This is a genomic window from Leptospira ainazelensis (assembly GCF_016918785.1).
GTDB lineage: Bacteria > Spirochaetota > Leptospiria > Leptospirales > Leptospiraceae > Leptospira > Leptospira ainazelensis.
The window spans coordinates 74,226-88,646 of sequence record NZ_JAFFPT010000072.1 but is presented as its reverse complement, the minus strand read 5'-3'; the positions used below and the strand labels follow the sequence as shown (position 1 = coordinate 88,646).

Annotated in this window: 14 protein-coding genes; all 14 read right to left on the bottom strand. The window is 39.0% G+C overall.

The annotated features are described in order from the left end of the window. The gene (locus JWG44_RS17130) at positions 1-540 is read right to left on the bottom strand and encodes a class I SAM-dependent methyltransferase (protein ID WP_205276221.1); all 540 of its coding nucleotides are present in this window, start codon (positions 538-540) and stop codon (positions 1-3) included. A gap of 320 nt (positions 541-860) precedes the next feature. Continuing rightward, positions 861-2,621, bottom strand: coding sequence for an LIC12162 family transferase (locus tag JWG44_RS17125; RefSeq protein ID WP_205276220.1), 1,761 nt, complete (start codon positions 2,619-2,621; stop codon positions 861-863). A gap of 12 nt (positions 2,622-2,633) precedes the next feature. Next, complete coding sequence (locus JWG44_RS17120; protein WP_205276219.1) at positions 2,634-3,614, bottom strand: glycosyl transferase family 1; 981 nt, start codon at positions 3,612-3,614, stop codon at positions 2,634-2,636. Next, positions 3,614-4,426, bottom strand: a complete 813-nt coding sequence (locus tag JWG44_RS17115) for an amidohydrolase family protein (protein ID WP_205276218.1) — start codon at positions 4,424-4,426, stop codon at positions 3,614-3,616. Before JWG44_RS17115 ends, JWG44_RS17120 begins: the two co-directional genes overlap by 1 nt. Then, positions 4,427-5,086: an SAM-dependent methyltransferase gene (locus JWG44_RS17110; RefSeq protein WP_205276217.1), complete on the bottom strand. Its 660-nt coding sequence runs from the start codon at positions 5,084-5,086 to the stop codon at positions 4,427-4,429. Positions 5,087-5,098: 12 nt separating this feature from the next. Beyond that, positions 5,099-5,800 (bottom strand): RraA family protein, encoded by a 702-nt coding sequence (locus JWG44_RS17105; RefSeq protein WP_205276216.1) that lies wholly within the window; start codon positions 5,798-5,800, stop codon positions 5,099-5,101. An 11-nt stretch (positions 5,801-5,811) separates the two neighbouring features. Next, positions 5,812-6,999, bottom strand: coding sequence for an ATP-grasp domain-containing protein (locus JWG44_RS17100; RefSeq protein WP_205276215.1), 1,188 nt, complete (start codon positions 6,997-6,999; stop codon positions 5,812-5,814). Beyond that, positions 6,996-8,090: a pyridoxal phosphate-dependent aminotransferase gene (locus JWG44_RS17095; RefSeq protein WP_205276214.1), complete on the bottom strand. Its 1,095-nt coding sequence runs from the start codon at positions 8,088-8,090 to the stop codon at positions 6,996-6,998. Before JWG44_RS17095 ends, JWG44_RS17100 begins: the two co-directional genes overlap by 4 nt. 49 nt (positions 8,091-8,139) lie before the next feature. Continuing rightward, a complete protein-coding gene (locus JWG44_RS17090; RefSeq protein ID WP_205276213.1) occupies positions 8,140-9,144 on the bottom strand; it encodes an N-acetylneuraminate synthase family protein in 1,005 nt (334 codons plus the stop codon). Positions 9,145-9,160: 16 nt separating this feature from the next. Beyond that, positions 9,161-9,859: a PIG-L deacetylase family protein gene (locus JWG44_RS17085; protein WP_205276212.1), complete on the bottom strand. Its 699-nt coding sequence runs from the start codon at positions 9,857-9,859 to the stop codon at positions 9,161-9,163. A 48-nt stretch (positions 9,860-9,907) separates the two neighbouring features. After that, positions 9,908-10,360, bottom strand: a complete 453-nt coding sequence (locus tag JWG44_RS17080) for a GNAT family N-acetyltransferase (protein ID WP_205276211.1) — start codon at positions 10,358-10,360, stop codon at positions 9,908-9,910. A 77-nt stretch (positions 10,361-10,437) separates the two neighbouring features. Next, positions 10,438-11,373 carry a class I SAM-dependent methyltransferase gene (locus JWG44_RS17075; RefSeq protein WP_205276210.1) on the bottom strand — a complete coding sequence of 312 codons (936 nt, stop codon included), beginning with the start codon at positions 11,371-11,373 and terminating at the stop codon, positions 10,438-10,440. Positions 11,374-11,392: 19 nt separating this feature from the next. Continuing rightward, positions 11,393-13,483: an aminotransferase class III-fold pyridoxal phosphate-dependent enzyme gene (locus JWG44_RS17070; RefSeq protein WP_205276209.1), complete on the bottom strand. Its 2,091-nt coding sequence runs from the start codon at positions 13,481-13,483 to the stop codon at positions 11,393-11,395. A gap of 44 nt (positions 13,484-13,527) precedes the next feature. Further along, positions 13,528-14,400, bottom strand: a complete 873-nt coding sequence (locus JWG44_RS17065; RefSeq protein ID WP_205276208.1) for an aldo/keto reductase — start codon at positions 14,398-14,400, stop codon at positions 13,528-13,530. Between the last annotated feature and the right edge of the window lie 21 nt (positions 14,401-14,421).

Below are 14,421 nucleotides of genomic sequence, written 5' to 3'. Positions count from 1 at the left end.
TTATATTTTTCTCAAATAGAAAGTAATATCATCCAATGGATATAAATGACTTAAATAATTTTCGTACCGAAATGGATAACGATTGGCAATGGACACCATTGCTTTTTTAATCCAACCATCTTGAAGGGTTTCATTGAAAATGACCTTTTCAGTTTTAAACGTCACATCTGTATAGGCGTATCTTTTAAAGACTATGTGCTCTGGATCGAAATAAGTAAAGGAGTTAACCCCAAAAAAATGTTTATGAGTAGGATCGGTAAAAGCCCATAAAGATCTAAAGTAAGGAACGATTACTTTCACTGAACCTCCCGGTTTACAGATTCTATATATCTCCTCCATCACTTTCAGGACGTCGTCTAAATGTTCCAAACAATTATCTATGTAAATTTCATCGAAATGAGAATCTTCAAAAGGGTATGGAAAAGAATTCAGGTCATGAATAATGTCAGCTTGAGTCCGACTGTTAAAATCGATTCCGACTGCTCCGGCCCTTTTTTTATTTCCGCAACCGACATCCAATATGGCATATTCCCTATTCATATAACCCCTTTTTAATTTTTCTGGATAAAGCAGGCGTTAAAAATCCTCTCTGCATTTACTCCATTGCTACAATCGTAATTAAGAACAATATTTTTTTCAAGACGTCTCGTTACCATTCTTTAAATTAAAATCGGCATTGAATTGACACTTTTACTGAGCGGGGAAGGCAACAAGTTCGCGATCTAATTTCAAAAGGCAACGTCCAGTTACTTATATCAAAGCCGATTGAGCGGGTAGATTAGAACAAAGAGTCAAAATGGAGATCAATAGAGAAAGTATGCAAGCTTCATTTTCTATTCTTAAGATAAAACCGAAAGAGGTCAAGATTCAAAAATTTCTTTCAAGCGACTGATAGGTCTTTTGGTCGTCAGAGCATATTCGTAACAAAACTGATCGCGCGTTTTCTGGACTTTGTCGCTATACCACCAATCAGAAACGTTATGCCAAATCGAGTGAATATGCCTTGCACAGGATTCCGGTGAAAGATGCAAGATTCCGACTTCCTGTAACTGTCGATAGTTTGGAATTGCGTTATCTCGAAGATGTCCATATCCGTTAGCCCAGAAAGCAAGCGTCGGGAGATTCTGAGAAAGCGTTTCCAATATTCCCGTTGAATCGTAACTATGAACGGTTAGTCTAGACTTTCGAATTAATTTTTGATTATCCGTTAATCCAAGATCTATCTTCAAATCGGAATCAAAATCGCTCCATCTGGCGTCTTCTGACCAATCCCGTTGCGCAAATTCTTTGTGCAATCGGATCGTAAGATTTCTTTTGATAGAAAGATCCAATGAGGAAACAAACCGTTTTTGCTCCTCGAAGTATTCGCCATGCTCTGCGTAAATATCCCAGGTAAGAATCATGTGAGGCAAAGGATGTTCGATCAAAAGTAGCCCCCCTGAAAAGTCGCAAAAAACATCCCTCTTCCCTTTTTTTAATACAAAACCGATTTCGTGATCTCTATATTTGTTAGCCCAGTTTCCCCAGGCAATAAATCTATCGGCTGTATCTTCCTCCACCGTGGGATCATTGAATCGATAGGTTCCGTAATTGTTACCGTGTTGGCCGACATAATATTTTGAGCCGGAGTTAATTTTTTCAGTTATCCAACGTTTAAAAAGTTCGTCCGTATCGAAACAATTACTGGTAAAAACAAATTTTGGTCTCGATGGCCAAGGCAATCCATTGACCTGATCGGCAATCTCTCGAAAACCCTCCAAAAAACAAATGGGTAAGAGCTCGAAAATCAGAGATAGAAAATAAGAAGGAACACCTTCCAGTTCGCTCTGTGATACTTCAGCGGTGAGGACAGCCCGTAGAGAAGAGTCATTTTTTGATGGAATTTTTACGCTGGAAGGTCTCCAAATTTTCGGAAACTGAAAGAGGCGCATTTGAAGGATAGACTCGATAAACTGAGGAAAATAACTGCTAATAAAAAATGAATCATTTCTCCGCACAAATAAATTAGAGAGTTTCTCATAGATTGAAACAATAACCTTCTTTACTTTTGCTTTTGCCGTTCTTTTTACTTTGCTTTCCCCGTTTTTTTCTTTATTCAATTCGAAAAAACATTCAACCTTCTTAATGTTTTGATTAGGGATAAACCTTAAAAGTTTGGCAAAAAGAACGTTATTCCATACAGGATCGTTACAGCTCCATATAAAGGAAAGCGAATCTTTTGACGCGAGAGAATAATCATCATTTCGTAATATCGTCGTGGATTCGATTTCGTAATTTTCGATACATTCTTTTAAAGAATTATATCGATTGATTAGCACGTCCACATATCGATTCAGCCAATGGCCTAGAATAATCTTCCAGGAACGAATATCGTATTTCACATCGTGAATTGAATTTAGTTTAGTTAGCAAGACGACGAGTAATTGATCCCGAACTCTTTTCGAAAATTCATAGTTAGCATTTTTTCTTTCACCTAATCCATAAGGCTTTGCGACAATATAGTCCAAACTTGACCAGGAATCGGAAAGATGATACGGTTTGCACCATTCTCCTAAAAATATTACCGGCGAATCTGATCGCCAAGTTCTTTTATCGGAAGTCGTTATTAAATGGTGTGCCATTTACGTACCGTTCTAACTTAAGCGCGCTGAAGAATCACACAAAGACTGAAAGACAGCAGAATAGTTTTTTAAACTTTGTTCTGGATCTAATTTTGGAGAAAAAGGAATTTGAAAGGGGTTCGATAATAAATTTCGAATCATCTCGTCTATGTTTTCCAAAAGATTTGCCGAATCCCAGGATAATTTCGATTTCAGAAAACCTGATTCAAAATAATAATCCTGACTCAGGACTTGATCGTGATCGATACAGATTCCAATCGTCTTTTTTTGCAAAAAATAAAGCTCGTTCAAAGATTGTCCGCACCCTGAAATCACAATTTCCGCTCGCGAAATTTCAGTTAACATTCTTGTTTCATTCAAATGTCCAAGGAAGCGGACCTTTGGAAATTGCTCGGCAAGTTTAATCAAAGGATCCAACTCCGGGCATACGATAGTAATGCCTTCGAATTTTAGAAAAAGACCCGCAAGCTTGGGAAGCAGCTGTCTATAGTCTGAACCACCGATCGAAATTAAGATTCCCTTTTCCTTAGTTTTCGTTTCCTGCTTCGCTTTGTAGTCTCGAAACAACTTGCGCAGAATCACAAAATTGTTTCCCCCCAAGACTCTACATTTCTGATTTCTATAATCAATCTTAGAAAAAAAAACATTCGGGTTTATGATCAAATCGGCTGTATAGACTAACCTATTAAAATCATCGATAACTACCAATTTTCTGGAAGATTCGTCGATAAGCTTAATTAAATCTCGACTCGCCAGATATGAATCCATAACTACAAGATCATATTCTTGAAATTCGTGAAACCGAGCCGTGTGATGATTGAGCCAGTCAAAAATTTCATACTGATCAGAAAAAGGAATCGAATCTCCTTTTACCGAAAGCCAAATGTCAATCTCATCTCCTTGATTCTTAAGGTAAGAACCAAGGGCATTCGTTCTGGTTATATGCCCTAGACCGATTCCTTCTCCAGCCTCGGTTAGGATAAGAATTTTCATCAAAGGTCAAATAGATTTAACGAATTGTTATACAATATATTTTCGATTTGCCCTTGGGAAAACCTATGCTTCTCAAAAAATTCAAGATGGACTTTTACGGAAGTGTCGAACGAGCAATATGGATTATCGCTTCCAAAAACAATTCTTTCACATCCTATTTTTTTATAAGCAAACGCAAAATCCGATTCAACCGAAGAGCCGATATAAAACGGTAGCGAAAACGAAGTGTCCAACCAAACATTCGAATTTGATAATGCAAGAAGGGCTGCATCCAGAATTCGTTTTCCGCCGCTATGAACGATAACGATCGGAGTTTTACGAATTCGGTCCGCTACATAACACGCCAATTTAAGATTATCGAAATCAAACATCCTAGCGGTTCCATAACTTCCATCCACACAAATAATAAGATTACTCTTTTGGGCAATTTCACAAACTTTGAGTACGGAGATAAAATCAGATTCGGAAATTTCCTGCAGATAGGAATTAAACATAATCGCCTTGCTTCCGGAAGCGATCAGTTTTTCCATATATTCCTCAATGTCTGCTCTTCTAAAATCGACCAGTGAAGTAAGAGAATATTTCGAAAAGTAGCTTTCTATCTTTTTCCTAAATTCCGCGATATCCTCTAAGTGAAGATTCGGATTAAAAAGTAACACGTTGATCCCATTCGCTCTCCGAATCTGCTCGACGTGTTTTTCCAAACCTACGATCAATTCTTTCGAAGAAAGATTAAGATCTTGGTTGATGACTACGTTTACGTCAGGGTCTATTACGTAAGGAAGGTGGATATTAAAATCAAATAGATTCATTTATTTATAAAGAAAAAGCATGAACTCCTTCTGCGGAATCGGGGCATAGTCATGTTTGAGAACAACGTTTGGCGTAAGATTTAAAGCAAAATCGAGGACGACCGACGGATCGTGATAGAAGACCAAGTCTTCTTTCGGATATTCCAGAGTGAGCTTAGAGCTTAAAAAATCAACGACCAAAACTTCTGTTGTAATCTTAAATGCATTCTTAATAATATCAAAAGAATATTCGTAGTTTTTTTCTCCGTCTCCTAATTTGAAATTTAGCAATCCTAACATTAGCGAGATCTGATGATTTTCTTTCAAAAGATCCGGAATCTTTCGATCCGCTAAGTTTGCGATATCTTGATTTGCAAAAGAAACGGTGTCGCTTTCTAAAGATTTATTCTCGTTGAGAAACTTTTCATTTACATCCCAACCAGTGTATTTTGCAAGATCGGTTTTTCTTTCGATAGCGTACGTCAAAAAATCGGAGAAACCGCACCCTATGTCCAAGACGTTCTTATTCGAAAAATTGGTTGCGGTCAGAACCTGCTCAAAACGGTATCGTTGCTGCTCTGCGCTACCCCAACCTAACGACTTAACATCTTTTCCTAATTTATCATAGCGATTATTGTATCTTGAGATCGCGTTCTTAGTAACTTCAGACCAATTGCTCATTCTTATTCCCTTTTATAAATCAAACTCAGCGAGTTTTGCCCTCAAAACATCGGGAAGAACATTAGGTGCTTTGAGATACGCTTTTTCACAAATCGTCTTGTAAGTAGACCATTTCAAAGTATCAATACAATAGTACCATATATCCTCCTGTAGTTCAATAAATTCCAATTTTTTAAATGTGATTTCGTTTATTTCATCTTTCTCTATGATGGCCACCCCAGAATCGTCCGCAATAAGCAGACTCTGATTCAATAACTTTGATCTTGCTTCCGCCGCACTCTGAACCGCAGGACTGGCTTGCACGTCTTTGTTATCGCACCCTAAAGGAGTGCTCCCAAGGGACCAGATCGGATAGTTTTCTTTTAATAAGGTATGTGCGTCCCTTACTAATCCGTTCGCAATGATGGCTTTGGACGATTTATATAGACTGATGTATTTTGCTACAATATCTCCGAATAGAGCCTTCTCTCCGCAATCAAACGCATCTACAAAAACTACTTTTCCTTCTTCTATTGCTTCAACTTGTTTATGCAAAGGCCAGTTTGACTCGTGATATGTAAAAACGTAGGCTATCTCCCCGATAACATGTCGGCCTCTCGTTAGAGGTTTAAAACCCGGTAAAACTCCTTTTTTACCAAGAGCATCCGAAACCTCGACCGTAGAAATTTTATTTTTTTCAATCAAAGAAATGATTTTTTTTCTGACCTCGTCCAATTCCCTCTCCTTTAATCCAGATAAGTTAAATTAATTTTTTTTACGATCGCGTCAGCCTTGCTGCTTAAATCTTCTTTTGCGCTAAGAATCACAAATCCGTGACGATTGGCGTCAGAGGTAATATCCGTAATTTCTTTTTCTTGGGACACGAGAATTTTTAATTTTATGACTGAGTTGTCTTTCAGAATCGAATCTGGTATTTCCACTTTCGTAAGTTTTCCCGGTGGAAAAGAAAAAAACTTTAGAATCGTCGGATTTCTCTCGATTGTAAGACCTGAATTTTGATTCGATTTTTCTCCTAGGACGTCATTTATATATAAACCTACCAGATCGATTCCGGAAACATTCGGAACGATTAACTCAGATGTGTAAACTCCCCCTCCCCGATTAGCGGCTTCTACTAAATAGATATCTTCGTTGGAATCAACGATGTATTCTGCGTGCGTCATCCCAAAAGTATAACCTAATGCTTTTACGGTTGTTTCATTATTTCTCATCGCTTTCGAATAAAGTTGTTCGTTAATCCTTCCCGGATATTCGATTTCCATTGCTACTCGAACTTCATTGTTTAAATGGATCTTTTTGGCCAAAGCAACTGAAGTCGGTATTCCATTGATACAATAACCGTCGATAGTGATTTCAAACCCTTCGATATATTGTTCTACAATCACCACTCTTGAATGACTTTCGCTTAAACTATTGTAAAATGCCTCCTTTAGCACTGAAGTATCCGTTACTTTATTTACTCCGATTGAACCTCTATTATCTATCGGCTTGAGGATAAGCGGATAACCGATTTCTAAAACAACATTTTCTAATTCTTCGTACGTCGATACACTTGCAAATTTTGGAATTTTCACTCCGTTTAATTTCGCTAGATTGCGCTGAGCTAGTTTGTTCGAGGAAATTTGCGCCTGTTTAAGCGTTGGTCCGGGAAGCCCCAGGGCCTCCGAAACAATCGCCTGAGCAAAATGAGAATAATCGCACTGATCGGAAATCACCGCATCTGGCTTAATCGATTTAGCAAACTCAAGAATCCGATTGATATCGCGCAGATCACAAATCAACAAACCCTTTAGAAAAGAATAATTTACTTTCTCCGAATGAACCCCGTAAATTTCGAAATCCATTTTTTGAAGTTGGTTAAGAAGCGGCTCCTGTTCCCATCCAATATTAATAACAAGTATTTTTTTTCTCATTTAGAATCACCAATTTTTAACGCATTCTTTAATCGAAACAATCCATCGACCAGAACGTTTCTATCAATGCAAAACGACAATCGGACGAAAGAATCAAAACCCGAACCGTAACTAGATCCTGGAATTAAAACCAATCCGTGAGAATATAAAATATCGGAACAAAATTTCTCCGAATCTTCTACACCCCATAAACCTAAGTTCAAAAAGTAATAAAAGCCCCCATTCGGTCGGGCTTCTTCATTTAGATATAGCTCCTTCGCGACCAAGTTTCGATTTTCCAGATAATACTGAAAATAATCAAGTATTGAATCCGCACATTGATCGAAGTTCAGAAGAGCATACTGCGAAAGTGTGGAAGTACAAGTAGCTAGATTTTGCTGCGACAATTCTGCGAGCCTAAGCTTATCCGTGTCCGCGCTCACGATATAGCCGACTCGATAACCGGTTACGGCGTAACTTTTCGAGAAACCGTTCAGAATGAAAATCTTCGATTCCTTTTTCTTCGCATAGTTTGAAAAACTGAGTGATTTCATATATGAAAAATGTAAATAAATCTCATCTGCAATCAGAAAGGCATTTTTCGATTCTACAATGTGAATTAATTCCGACATTTCCTCTTTTGAAAAAATTCTTCCGTCCGGGTTATTAGGAGAACAAAGAATCAAACAGTCGAAATTCTCCCTCTTTAGATCCTCTAACCAGCCTTCTCTACGTAGGTTAATTGGAAAAAAAGGGATTTTTAAATAGTCGGCCAGTCCAGCGTAACCAAGCCAAGCTGGCTCTAAAATACAGAGCCTCCTTGGTTTTAGAATTTCTAATAAATAATATAGGCCTTGCTTAACACCCGGAGTAATTAAGATATTTTCCTTACCAAATCCTTCATAGTTCGTCGCAATCTTTGTTCTTAGTGCTTCAAGACCGAAAGAATCAGAATAATGAGAATGCTGATCGGGTAAATGATGCAAAGAATCCAAGATCAGCTTTGGTGGCGGAAAATGCGGATCTCCTATTCCTAAAGAGATAATATCTCTTCCGGATTTACGAAGTAAATTAGCTTTTTTATCAAGCTCAATCGATGCAGACGGTTTCATAAGTTTTATACTGTCGTGAAAAGAATATATTTGTTACGCGTTCGATTTCCTACTGGAAAAAGTCACCCTTTGCGAAATCTCGAGTCAATCGCTGAGGTAATGTTTCTGCAAATAATTTATTTGCATCCATCTCGCCTAAGGCCGTTCTCTTAAATTCAAAGTCTTCGACGTCGACAAAACTTCCCTTAAGCTTTGAAACCTTTAGTATTGGTTTGTAGAGTATTCTATTCTTGAATTTGAATTCATCTTTCTCTAGAGAAAGCCTTGGCGAAAACTGAAGGGATTCTTCAACTTCTCGAATTGATTTGACCAGATCTGAAAATTCGTGGGGTTCGATCGCAAGAGGAGCGTCGGGACTCGGGAGATCTCTTCTCAGAGTGATATGCTTTTCGATAACTTTCGCACCGAGAGCCACCGCAGCAACGCAAATGTGATTCCCTAAGGTATGATCGGAGAAACCTGAAATACAATCGAACATCTCCGAATAAACGTTCATAAGTCTTAAATTAACTTTATTGTAGGGGGCTGGATAAAGACTATTACAATGAAGAATTATGTATTTTTCATTTCCTGCATTCTTAAAAATTTGAACGACTTTTTGAACTTGTCCGTAATCGACTAAACCAGTAGACAAAATCACCGGTTTACCCGTTTTTGCGACCTTCTCGATAATTTGAGGGAATGTGCCGACTTGTGCGGAAGCCAGCTTATACAAAGAAACGCTAATTTCCTCCATAAGATCCACTACTGACAAATACGTTGGGGAGGAGAAAAAGAGAATTCCTTTTTCTTCGCAATACTGTTTTAAAATCAGATGCCATTCTTCAGGAAAGTCGATCTTCTTATGTAAATCGATAATTTCTTGCGAAGGATTTAAGTAAAGCTGATCTACATTTAGCGATTGAAACTTAACCGCATCCGCTCCCGCCGCAACCGCAGCATCGATGGTTTCGAATGCGAGATTAATATCCTGACAATGATTTGAACCTACTTCAGCTATAATGAAAGTTTTATCACCACCAATCTTTCGGTCTCCAATTGTAATCTCTTTCATTTTATTTCCTTATTCATTAAACAAAAATTCTACCAATTGAAAAGGCTTCAGCTGCTTTAAATCCAATAGACGCCCCCCTCCAAACCGCAAGTGCCGCTACTGCTTCGATCGATCTCGAATGCGGAAAGGTTCGCATTTCAGAGCTGTAAATTTTTAGGGCATTCATCTTTTTTTGAAGATATTCGTCTTCGATAGAGACAAAGTAATTTGGTACAAACGCCGCTTCAGCTTGATTTCCAATTTGCCACTCTGTACTGGAAGGAACCTCGAAGAAATATATCTCTTTTACGGTCTGTTCCGGAAACGGTCTACAAGCGGTAATAACGGAATCGCAGACGATCCTGTGATCAATGTTAAGATCACTTTTATTGTGAGTAAAAACAACCTGAGGTTTGATTTTCTCAATTTTCTTTTCGATCACTTTAATAATATCCAATCGATCGACAGAGTCCATTCGATTATCCGGAAAATCAAGAACTTCGATAGTTTTTGCCCCTACTTCTTTACCGGCTAAAGAAGCCGTTTGTGAGAGTTCGCTCAGTTCCTTGAGCTTTGATTTCCGATCCCGAGTATCCTGACGGCTAGTTAGCCCTTCAGCTAAAATTAGGATGTGAATCTCGCACCCTTCCGCAGCCAAACGGGCCATCGTTGCGCCACAGCCCAAAATCTCATCGTCAGGATGAGCTGCAATCGTTAGAATTGTTTTTTGAATCATATGTGAATTTAAGAAAATTCAGCTCCTTTTTTTAGATCGCCTAATACCTTAATCTTTTACAAAAACGATACATTCCGGTGATTTGGAAATTTGTCGAAAACCGGACTTTATAAAACATTGAACGGAAGCCGCATTACTTTCTTTCACCAAGGCCTTGTAATTGCTTCCGATCACATTTAGATTACGGTGAAATTCCAAACCCTGGATTACTATGGAATTTCCGTACCCTTTTCCCCGAAAATTTCGATCAATCGAGTAATCTATATAATAACTTCCGTCTTTTTCATTGAGATCGAAACGAATCTGCCCAATCGGTACATTATTTTCTTCTAATATGTACATTTTTGTATTAGGGTCTTTCAGTTTTGAATGAAACCATTCTTTATGACCCTCGGCGGAAATCATAGTTGGATCAAAAGCCATTTGCCGTACGGCTGGATCATTTGCCCATTCCAAAAGAAGATCTTCGTCTTCCGCAGTTACTGATCGCAAACCTATCATTGATCTTTACATGATATAAATGGATTTTTTTTCATGTTTATCGCCGATTTTGGATGACTTAGGAAAATAAATGATAGTCAATCCCTGATCCTGCAAATTACATATTTGACCGACTCTTTGCCGAGGGTTGCCGCATATTTATCCATGTTTCGATCAATTTCAAAAATAAATTCCGGACATTGGCTTTTTATCTTTTCTTTTAATTTATCTGACATCGATGTTGACTTGGCGATGGATTCAAAAAAATTCCAATTCGAGGGCATTCCGTGAACGTAAAGAATTTCAAAACCAACTCGGGAAAGCAGGTTTTTTAGGCCAGCTAATGTAAATAGATTAATATGATAGGGAGGCATTACCCAAAAGTAATCTTTTCCATAGAGTTCCATCATCAGGCTATCGGCAGTAGGAAATTCAAGTAATAGATAACCAGAACGAAGACGACTTTTGATAAACGAGAGTGTTTCCTCCGGATTGAGCAAATGCTCCACTACAGTCCACAACGTGATTAAGTCGTAGTTGGCTTCCGGAATGGAATCATAATCTCCATAGAAAATATCGGAGTCTACCAAGCCTAAAAGCGACTTCCCTACACTTAGGGAGACGTTAGATAAATCGCATCCTTGTGCAGAATATCCCTCGTTTTTCATCGCACGAACAAAAGCTCCAACGCCGCATCCAATATCGAATATCTTTGCATTTGGTTTTAGAAATTTTTGAAGGGGCAGTATCCGATTTTGTATAAAATAAGATTTCTTATCTTCATTCAATATTCTTTCAGCAGAATTTCTTGCAATTTCGGCTTCAACGGTTTCTTCCATCTCAGTTGATTTATAAAAAGAAACCAACGACTCTTTTGTAGGTCGTGGATTCAAAAAAACAGAATGGCACTTATTGCATCTGGAATGATTAAATCCAGAAACGCTTAAAAACCCGTCTGATGACACAAAATAATTAAATTGAATATCAGAACTCAAACATCCAGGGCAAATTTTTGATTCTTCTTCTAAATTCATATTAAGATTAGTTTCCTATTTAGTTGATTCTGGCAAAACTACTTACCGCAGGACTTCCAATTAAGTTGTCTCGGACGAGTCCTTTCTGGATTAATTCTGCGAGACCCATCAAAACTTCATCCGCCGCAGTTAAATAAGCTCGAACGTGTTCATCAGAATGAGCATACATCGAATAAAAGCCCGTGGTGGCCAGGAAACCCTTTGCAATCATTTCCTGAATATAATAAGCCTTCCAAACAAGCGCATCCGTATGATCAAAAGTTAAATATCCTATCGGGGTCAAGCCGCCAGCGCCACCGGGAATATTATGTTTTTTTAATAATTCTTTCCATCCCTTTTGAACGCTGTCCCCGATATGTTTTAGGTGCACCCCAACGTTCAGGCTCCTATGTTTTTGGATCGTAGCAATCGCGGCGGTGGATCCGATCCGTTCAGTCCAAAATGTACTGGAAATGAAAGTTGTTTGTGCCGAATCCATAATATCCCCTTTTCCAACAATGGCGGCAATAGGATAGCCGTTCCCTAATGATTTCGAAAATACGGCGATATCAGGATTGATTCCCAGGACAAGATGAGCCCCTCCGGAATTGATCCGAAATCCGGAAGAAATCTCGTCGATAATTAGGACTGCTCCTGTCCTCTTTGAAATTTCATGAACCCCATCGATGAATTCTTTCGTAGGCGAAGTACCTCTTATAGGTTCCATTACTATAGCGGCGAGATCCTTTCCTTCCCTTGCCACGATCTCCTCCAAGTCAGAAAGTTGATTGTATCGAAAAGGAAAAGAAGTTCCCTTTAAGGCTTTAGGAACTCCATTTGGCAAAAGTCCTGGTATTAAGTGTTCACCTAATGCGTTCTCTGTGCCTAAGTTTGCAGCTAAATACCAATCATGCCATCCATGATAACCGCAAAAAGCAATCTTATCCTTCTTCGTATAGGCCCTCGCGATTCGAACGGCGATCGCCATCGATTCTCCTCCGGACTTTCCGAATCTGACTTTTTCCGCCCAGGGATGAATTTCACACAACAGATCCGCTAAAAGTAATTCCTCTGCGCAGTTGAGAGAGGAACTGCTTCCGTTTTGAATGGCCTCCAGAACGGCCGCGTCTACATCGGGATCCGCATAACCTAATACATTAGCACCGATTCCGCCGATACTCATGTCTATATATCGATTGTCATCCAAGTCCCAAATTTCAACACCCTTTGCCTTTTTGTAATAGCCGGGCCAAACGCCGTACGAATATAAATCCGGTCTTTTAGAAAGAAGCTGAACCATTCCGGGGATTCTCTTACTAGCTAACTCTTGAGTATTTAAAGATTTTTTTATTCTATTTCGAAAGTTCTGCTTTTTGTCTTCCATCAAAGATTTCCTATATCCTTCATTGCGTTCATGCTTTAAATTGTGTGTTTTCCATTGAGGATTCGATTCTAAATAATCGATGATATCTTTTGTCGTAAACTCCGGATTTCTTGGATAAAGATGGTTGTAGATATTCTCAACCAATTCAAAATCTTCCGGTTCGTCTACGGTCCACCGTAAATAAGATAAATTCACTTCAGACTGATAATGTCCGATCTTAAATTTCGCAGGTTGTCTGTTGATGTAAGGAGTTACGTGCTCCCTCTGCGATGGCAAGGTCGCATTCTTCCACGCTTCCACTAAAGCGGAAAATTTAAAAACTTCCACATCCAGCCCATCCGGAAAGGTTGCCTCTATCGCGTTCGTTGCATAATCGAAATCGTTCGAAATCGCAAACTCGATGACCGCATCAAGAAGCTCGGAATCCACTAACGGACAATCACCGGTTAATCTTACGATCCATTCCGGTTCGTAATCTTTTGCCGCCTTGTAAAATCGATCCAATACATCGCTCAAACTTCCACGATAACAAGGAACATCCAGTCTTAGACAAAGCGACGCAAGTTCGTCGTCGGAATCGTTTTCACTGGTCGCAACGATAAGCTTGTCTATCTTCTTACTTCGCGCCTCTCTTTCCAACTGTAGTTCCAGCATCGGTCTGCCCAAAATTTTCTTTAAAACCTTCTGTGGAAGACGCGTTGATGAAGTTCGCGCTTGCAAAATACCTAATATTTTAATCTTATTCATGTATACTTAGAAGCAAGATAGAATAAAACGTAACGATAGTTAACTTATAATTTCCAATTGTAAGGAAGAATCAAATCCTTGTCTTCCGAGGAAATATCTTCCGGTATCTTCAAAAACCGATTACCGCGACAACTCTCCAAAATTTCAATTAAGTGCGCCTTTGAATCGACTCCGACAATTATCTTTTCAATTCCAAGGACAGAACCGACAAAACCCAAACTGGCTTCTAAGCGCGTGGTTTGATTTTGGAGAATCCAAAGATCCCATTTCGACATTAGCGACAACCAGCGATTTAGAAACGGAGGGCGTGTATCAGAATTCATCAACAAAAGCCCTTGAAGAAAAACTGACCTTACATGAATCTCGATTTTTTTCGTCATCAATTTATCGATTTGCCCGGAACGAATCAATCGCCTATCGAAAACATTCAAAGGTAACTGAACGATGTCGAGTTCGTATTTTGATAGATAAGAATCGATGTCGTCCGGATGATAGATGGAAATCCCGATTTTCTCCACAACTCCGTGATTTTTTAATCGCATTAGAGATTCGTAAAGTTCACATCCTTTCTCCTCGAGCAAGTTTGAGGAATTATGCAAAAGCAAACCAGATAAGGAATCTACCTTCAACCTTGAAAGTGAACCTTCTATTGTTCGATTGACCCATTCCTCCACACATAGTAAGTCTGTCGGTAACGGAGGAAGCTTTGAGATGATCTTCCAGCCCTCTACCCCGATTTTGCCGAGGACTCGTTCGCTTTCACCGTAGGCAGCGGCCGTGTCCAATGTTCTAACGCCGTTTACCCAAGCTTCATCTAATATATCGGAAGCTTCATTAAACTGAATTTGTCCGGCTTTGTTTGCAATACCATACTGCAAACCGAATTGAACCGTTCCCAGAGCTAAGGAGGAGATCACAACGATAATTCTTAAAATGGA

What these genes read in the sequence shown, in the direction of transcription:
- JWG44_RS17130 (WP_205276221.1), bottom strand. Translation starts at nt 540, where the DNA reads ATGAATAGGGAATATGCCATATTGGATGTCGGTTGCGGAAATAAAAAA.
- JWG44_RS17125 (WP_205276220.1), bottom strand. Translation starts at nt 2,621, where the DNA reads ATGGCACACCATTTAATAACGACTTCCGATAAAAGAACTTGGCGATCA.
- JWG44_RS17120 (WP_205276219.1), bottom strand. Translation starts at nt 3,614, where the DNA reads ATGAAAATTCTTATCCTAACCGAGGCTGGAGAAGGAATCGGTCTAGGG.
- JWG44_RS17115 (WP_205276218.1), bottom strand. Translation starts at nt 4,426, where the DNA reads ATGAATCTATTTGATTTTAATATCCACCTTCCTTACGTAATAGACCCT.
- JWG44_RS17110 (WP_205276217.1), bottom strand. Translation starts at nt 5,086, where the DNA reads ATGAGCAATTGGTCTGAAGTTACTAAGAACGCGATCTCAAGATACAAT.
- JWG44_RS17100 (WP_205276215.1), bottom strand. Translation starts at nt 6,999, where the DNA reads ATGAGAAAAAAAATACTTGTTATTAATATTGGATGGGAACAGGAGCCG.
- JWG44_RS17095 (WP_205276214.1), bottom strand. Translation starts at nt 8,090, where the DNA reads ATGAAACCGTCTGCATCGATTGAGCTTGATAAAAAAGCTAATTTACTT.
- JWG44_RS17090 (WP_205276213.1), bottom strand. Translation starts at nt 9,144, where the DNA reads ATGAAAGAGATTACAATTGGAGACCGAAAGATTGGTGGTGATAAAACT.
- JWG44_RS17085 (WP_205276212.1), bottom strand. Translation starts at nt 9,859, where the DNA reads ATGATTCAAAAAACAATTCTAACGATTGCAGCTCATCCTGACGATGAG.
- JWG44_RS17080 (WP_205276211.1), bottom strand. Translation starts at nt 10,360, where the DNA reads ATGATAGGTTTGCGATCAGTAACTGCGGAAGACGAAGATCTTCTTTTG.
- JWG44_RS17075 (WP_205276210.1), bottom strand. Translation starts at nt 11,373, where the DNA reads ATGAATTTAGAAGAAGAATCAAAAATTTGCCCTGGATGTTTGAGTTCT.
- JWG44_RS17070 (WP_205276209.1), bottom strand. Translation starts at nt 13,483, where the DNA reads ATGAATAAGATTAAAATATTAGGTATTTTGCAAGCGCGAACTTCATCA.